This window comes from candidate division KSB1 bacterium, from assembly GCA_022562085.1.
GTDB lineage: Bacteria > Zhuqueibacterota > Zhuqueibacteria > Oceanimicrobiales > Oceanimicrobiaceae > Oceanimicrobium.
This window is the reverse complement of record JADFPY010000258.1, coordinates 1-6,586: the sequence shown is the minus strand read 5'-3', so window position 1 is coordinate 6,586 and position 6,586 is coordinate 1. Positions and strand designations below refer to the sequence as shown.

Below are 6,586 nucleotides of genomic sequence, written 5' to 3'. Positions count from 1 at the left end.
AGTATCTTTGGAGAATAAAGATGTTGGGTTCAAAAAAATGAACCCAACCTACGCAAACTGTGCCCCAAATATAAGTTATAGAAGCATCAAATTTATGTGCGTGAATGTGGCATTTCAAATGATGCAAAATCGTTAGTATTTTCCCCGCACCCTCTCCTTCGCCGGCAAAATCTCCAAACACGTCGTCCACCATCCGGTCAAAATCGTGTCGATAAACTCTTGTGGAAGATTTTCTTCTTTCATCTCAGTAGCCAGGTTTTTGCAGTCATATTCCAGCGGAATGAATTCGATGTCAACATCGCCGTTTGCAGTTAAGATGGCATACCACACATGGGTCTCACCGTCATTTTCCGGACGGCCAATGACGCCTACATTTGCGAACAGCTTGGCGTTCGACAATTGCCTTTGCCAGTGAATGCCGGTGTGCGTTGTTAGAATAATGTCTGATTCATGATTTTGAAAAAGTTTTTCCAGGAAGTGATTCGGAGTGGTGGACTCCCAGAGAAATTCATTCGTCTGCCGGGGAGAGCCGTGGCAAAGCAAAATTTTTTTGCCGCCGAACTCTAAGCGGATTTCGCTGGGTAGTTTTTTTTGGTAGGCTTTAAATTCAGTGTTGGTGTTTACAAAAGTGTAGTCATAGCTAATTTGCGCGAAATAATTATCCTGGGGGTCGGTATAGCCGCATTGGCAGTCGCTGAGATCGTTGCCAATGGAATTGTCGTAATTGCCCTGAACCACTTCGATATTGTTTTCTAATAAAATGGGAAAAACTTTGTCCGGGTTGGGGCCAAAAGCGCCGAGGTCGCCGAGGCAGTAGAGTTTTTCAGCGCCGCGATTTTTGGCGTCTTTGACCAGCGCTTCGAGGGCGAGGTAGTTGTTGTAGACACCGCCGAAGACGGCGATTTTTTTGCAATTCATTTATTTATTGTAACTCAATTGTCCTCAATTGAGTCGCAAGCGGGACGCTTGCATTACATTTAACAGCATCCATCCGGGCCGCAAACCGGGCCATCCGCCAGTTCAGTTTTATCATACTCCAACCCTTTTGTCTCGCGGGGGTGCCGCCGGGCACTTTTATTGCAGGCAAAGCTGTCAGCTTCTTGCAGCGGAATGTCTGCGTAAGGCTCAACGGGAATGATGTCGCCGATGTAAGGCTCTTGAGCATAAATCTTGAATGTCTTATCGCAAACTGCCATTCTTTCGCCGCGATGCAGCGTGTGACCGTCGTCGTCAATGACCGCTTTCCAGGGGCCGCGGTAGATGACGGCCTGATTACGTTCGAGACAGGGTCCCTCTTTCCCTTTATATGCGGTAAGTGTCAGTGAGCGAAATTCAATGCCTTCGATGGTCTGCCACGGTTCCTCCTGGCGGCTTTCAATCCGGATGCCGTAGAATCCAACATCTGCAAAGGCTTGCAGGAACTCGTCTTCCTTTAAGGCGCCGGAAATACAGCCGCTCCAAAGTTCGGGATCGTTTTTTAAGTGCTCAGGAATGTCTTCATCTGAAACGATATCGGAAATGGCAACCCGGCCGCCTTTTTTCAATACCCGGTGGATTTCTGCAAAAAGTTTTTTCTTGTCCTCATCTTTTACCAAGTTCAATACGCAGTTTGAAACAACTAAATCTACCGAACCGTCTGCGATCAGCGGTTGATTTTTTTGTTGTCCCTCAATAAATTCTTCATAACTCAGCAGATCGCTCGCATCTTTGATTGGGTTTTCTTTGAGAAAGACATCGGCTTTATCCAGGTCAAGTTTCAAGTCCTGAATTTTGCCACGACGAAAGTCAATATTATGATAGCCGATTTTATCGCCGATTTCTTTTTGGTAGCTTCTTGCCAAGCCCAGCATTTCGTCATTGATGTCCACACCTATGACCTTGCCCTCCTCGCCGACCTTTTGGGAAATGATGTAGCAAATTTTTCCCGTGCCGCTGCCCAGGTCGAGAACGGTTTCGCCGGGATTCGCATATTTAGACGGGTCACCACAGCCATAATCGCGCTCGATGATCTCTTCCGGAATGACTTCCAGGTATTTTTCATCATAATCAACCGGACAGCAAAGGGCGGCTTCTTGAACCTGGGCGCCCTGTTCGTACCGTTCGCGAACCGCTTTTTCTACGCTGATTTTCTTTGTGGAATGATTGGACTTACCGTTTGATTTGCTACTCATGACTTTTCCTTTTATTTTAAAAAAATTGAACCACAGAGGCACTGAGACACAGAGGAATTCTTTATTGGATTTTTAAGTTTTCTTCGTGAACTCTGTGCCTTCGTGGTTAAATTTAAAATTTAATTTTCAGACGCCGAAAAATTATGGCAGATTGCTCCGGAGATGTAGCAGGTATAACATGCCTGATGTTTTAATGGATAAGGTTCAAACGATTCAGCTAAGGTGTCTGAAAGTTTCGCTTCCGGGTAATCGATTAAAATCGGACAAACGTAGACGCCTTTGTCGGTGACCATGCGGCCGGTGGTGCATTGCAAGAGATGGTCGTCGTAATCCACCATCATTTCTTTAGTGATGTATTCATATTTGTCGTAGCCGCGGCCGCGAATTTTTTCACGTCCGATTCGGAGCGGCGGAATCATCTTGATTCTTGGGCGGGTGTAACCGATCTTATTCATGGTCTTTTTAAAACCGTTAAAAATTTTTTCGGTTTCGGAATCTTCCCAGGTCTGAGCAACGGTAATAATTGGCAGAAAGCCGTTTTCAACCAGATTCTTGACCCCCGCCATCGCTTTTCTAAAACTGCCTTCCCCTCTAATTTTATCGTTAGCCTCTTCTGTGAAGCCATCGATGCTGACGCGGATTTCCAAAGAGTAAATCGAATTTTCCGCAATCTCCTTGAGTCGGGTGGCCACCCGTTCAGGGATCAAGATGCCGTTGGTTAAAACCGTGGCTGGTCCGATGGCTAATGTATCCTCCAGAATACCAAGCATGTCCCGGTTCATAAACGGTTCGCCGCCGGTAAAATAGTACTCCTTCACGCCTATCTGTTTCGATTCTTCCAGATATTTTTTGACCTCTTCACGGGGCATGAAACCAAATTTATGATTTTCGGGACTGCAGCTTATGAAGCAGTGAGTGCACCAGAGGTTGCAAATTGTGCCGCCCACTTGAAACCAAAGAGTATCCAGACTGTAAAGCGGCGCCGAAGGAATGTCCTTAAACGCCGGTTTGTAAGTAGGAACTTCCGGCGCTCTGATTTCGAGGGTTGCATCGTGAACTTTCAGACTTTCAAGGCTCAAGCAACTGCTCCTTCACTTTCCGTTTGATACAGATTTAATTTTTCGTCCCCGGAAATCAGAGAGAAAACCTCGACGATTTGGCTTAATCCCATGCGAATCAAAAAAGTCGGGTTGCGTCCGTAGCTTTTATTGCCAATGATGAAAAAATTTGGCTCGGGATTCTTAAGCGTATCCGCACCCGCGCTTTCCTGTGCCAAACAGTCTGCAGAAGAGGCGCCTAAAAGTGCCGCCGCCAATTTCATTGGACCGCGCGAGGCGTAGCATTCGTGAATCTGCAACTCCCGGTAAATTGAATTGTCCGGCCCATAGCCCACCGTGGCAATCACCCGGTCAACTTCGACTTTTTCAAGATGCCCATTACTTTTAAGACCAACGGAAAAAGCATTTTTATTTTCGAAATACTCGATAGAATCAACTATCGTGTTATTTCTGAATTGAATGTTTTCGGCAGCATCTTGTAATATTGAATTTGCCTGTTTGGTTAGACCGGCGCGACTTGGCAGAGGGTCGTCTTGGATAAGCGGAATCGGCTGCGAGCGGCTGCCACGAATGGCCCAAATCAAGGAAGTCGCCGGCTCTTCACGAATGAGATTTTGAAAATCGCAAACTACGGTTGCGGCCGAGTATCCTGCACCCATCACCAACGATTTTTTACCGGCAAATTTCGAACGATCTTTGCCGTAAACATCCGGCATTTGATAGTTAATAAACGGCTTGTTTTTCAATTCACCTAAAGCCGGAATGCCGCCATCGCCCAGCCAATTTGGATTGTTGTAAACGCCGGTTGAATCAATGATTATATCTGCCGTGTGCACTTGTTCCTGGCCAGCGGAATTTTCGGTTAGAATCCGAAATGGATAAGAGGTACGTGCAGGGTCGCCAATGAGTTCGCCTTTTAAAATGTTCTCCCGGCCAATACTAACAACTTTCCTTCCCGTGTTAATTTTCTTTTTCAATGCAGATAATTGACTCAGCGGCACGAGGTAGGTATCTACAAATTCCCTGCCGGTCAAATATCCTTCCCCATCCGGTTCTTGCCAGTTGGGTGATTCCCGCTTAATACTGATCACTCCTAAACTCGAATGGTTCATTTTAAACCGGGTAAACAAACGCACGTGACCCCAATCGAGCATATTGGCGCCGACTTCGCCTTGTTCAAAAATTTCAACTTTATATCCGAGCTGGTTTGCATACAACGCTGCTTCAAGGCCGATTGGACCGGCTCCGAGGATAGCAATTCTTTGACTCATTTAATGTACTTGTTGTTCGGTCGTTTCAATATATGCATGAGTATGCATGTGTGAACATGAATGTAGGCAGGATTATTCCCATTTGCAATGAGAAAGTTTTAGTACCTTAATCATAAAATCGTTGCTTAATTTGCATTATTCATGAATTCTCATGAGGTATGTTCGTAGTACAGCCTTTAGGCTGCCAATGAGCACGCTAAAGCGTGAACTACAAACTATGTCATCTCTACTTTTGACAGGTTTCTATTGTTGTTTCATACCTAAAACGCAGGTTCATGAATAATGCAGGTTAATGGACAAAATTTTCAAGGACAAATAATTGTAGTCAAAATGATTAACCCCGATAATTCACTCAGTGCGTAAATCGACTACACTCTGCTTTTGGGGTCGAGCCTAAAATGTAATTCATGAATTATCGGGGTTAACCTGTTTAATTAAAAATATGAATGACCCGTTAAGTTGAATCGCGGCAAAATAATTTTCCCACCGAATCACGCCGAAGTCGCCGAGGGTCACCGAAAGTATGATATTTTAGTATTCTTGAAAATGACTGCAAAATGCACATCAGTCCTAAAGCTATAACCACTAATTCGGTGAATTTCGGTGCGTTCGGCGCATTTCGGGGGAAATAATTTTTTCAACTAGCCATTCGTATTAGTACATGGAAAGTATTGCTGGAATTTTCCATTTTCAGTTTTAATATGCTGATCGACAGAAAAAGTCCAGGCTAAAAAGGGCGATATATGGAAAATTTTCCATATTTTGATATGTTATGTGCAAGTGGGCAAAGCTAAACGGATAGTTAAATTAAAGGAAAGACATGATACTAGACAACAAAAATGAAAACCAAAAAGTTTACGAGTGGCTCAAAGAATACACTGACTCCGGCAAAATAGATGTTGTTACCGGGTATTTCACAGTTGGGGCACTTGCATTTCTTTCCCGCCAGATAAACGATAAGATTAAAGAATTTAAAATGGTTCTTGGTGACATAGTAAATATTGACATAATACAAGACCGTACAATTGATTTGCTGAGTGAAAATATCACAATAGAGGCTGCACTTGAATTGAGTGCAGTAGCAAAGGAAGCAGTTGAATTTTTAAAACAGGAAAAGGTCAAAGTACAAACACTTGAGCCTAACTTCTGCCATGCAAAGGTTTATCTTTTTAACCCAGAGACAGATGCCAGGCACAAATACTTTATTTCCGGAAGTTCTAATTTAACAGAAGCAGGAATAGGCTTAAAAGAAACAAACAATGTAGAGCTTAATATTGCCGAAACTGGCAATAACAATCAGTATCAGGAATTATGCAAGTGGTTTAGTGAATTATGGCAAAGCAAAGAAGCACATCATACAAAGACAATTGTAGATGAAAAGGGAAAGAAACATACTACACCGTTTAAAGAATATTTAATTGAAGCGATTGAACAAATATTTATCAAGTACACCCCAAAACAGCTTTATTATAAAGTGCTTTTTGAACTTTTCGGCAATCAGCTTCTTGCAGAACAGGATAATCCGGAATTCAATAGGCAAGTTGGGCGCTTAGAAAACACAGTCATATACAATACTCTATATGATATTCAGCAAAAAGGATTCTTAAGTTTAATAAAAATGCATCAGAAATTTGACGGGGCTATTTTAGCAGATGCTGTTGGTTTGGGCAAAACATGGAGTGCTCTTGCAGTTATGAAGTTTTTTCAATTACAGGGGCGAGAGATCATCTTGATTTGCCCTAAAAAGCTTCAATATAACTGGAACAGGTATTCTCGGCATCAAAATTCAAAATTTGAAAAAGATCAGTTGGAGTTTTTCATCCGCTATCATACGGACCTGGATCCAGAGAGAATGGATAAAGAAGGGTATAGAATAGAAAGAGCAGATACCTTGTTCGTTGATGACAAACCAAAACTATTTGTTATTGATGAAAGCCACCATCTAAGAAACGGAAAGTCGAAGCGATATCAATTTTTTGTCGAAGAGATATTAAAGAAAAACGACGATGTTAAAGTTCTAATGTTATCTGCAACTCCGATAAACAATACCCTTATCGAGATTAGAAATCAGTTTAACCTTATCAAG

5 protein-coding genes are annotated in these 6,586 nt (G+C 43.0%); 1 reads left to right on the top strand and 4 read right to left on the bottom strand.

Features of this window, described 5'->3' with window-relative positions; translation table 11 throughout:
* Window positions 1-132: 132 nt before the first annotated feature.
* From IH879_17280 to IH879_17265, 4 genes are all read right to left on the bottom strand, one after another.
* On the bottom strand, window positions 133-918 hold the full coding sequence (locus tag IH879_17280) for a metallophosphoesterase family protein (protein ID MCH7676676.1): 786 nt from the start codon (window positions 916-918) through the stop codon (window positions 133-135).
* Between the two features lie 59 nt (window positions 919-977).
* Complete coding sequence (locus IH879_17275; GenBank protein ID MCH7676675.1) at window positions 978-2,171, bottom strand: methyltransferase domain-containing protein; 1,194 nt, start codon at window positions 2,169-2,171, stop codon at window positions 978-980.
* A 119-nt stretch (window positions 2,172-2,290) separates the two neighbouring features.
* A complete protein-coding gene (locus IH879_17270; protein MCH7676674.1) occupies window positions 2,291-3,163 on the bottom strand; it encodes a radical SAM protein in 873 nt (290 codons plus the stop codon).
* A gap of 83 nt (window positions 3,164-3,246) precedes the next feature.
* Window positions 3,247-4,500, bottom strand: a complete 1,254-nt coding sequence (locus IH879_17265) for an FAD-dependent oxidoreductase (protein ID MCH7676673.1) — start codon at window positions 4,498-4,500, stop codon at window positions 3,247-3,249.
* Between the two features lie 820 nt (window positions 4,501-5,320).
* On the opposite strand from IH879_17265, the gene IH879_17260 reads away from it, so the two are divergent.
* On the top strand, window positions 5,321-6,586 hold a 1,266-nt coding region (locus IH879_17260; protein MCH7676672.1), incomplete at its 3' end, for a DEAD/DEAH box helicase family protein.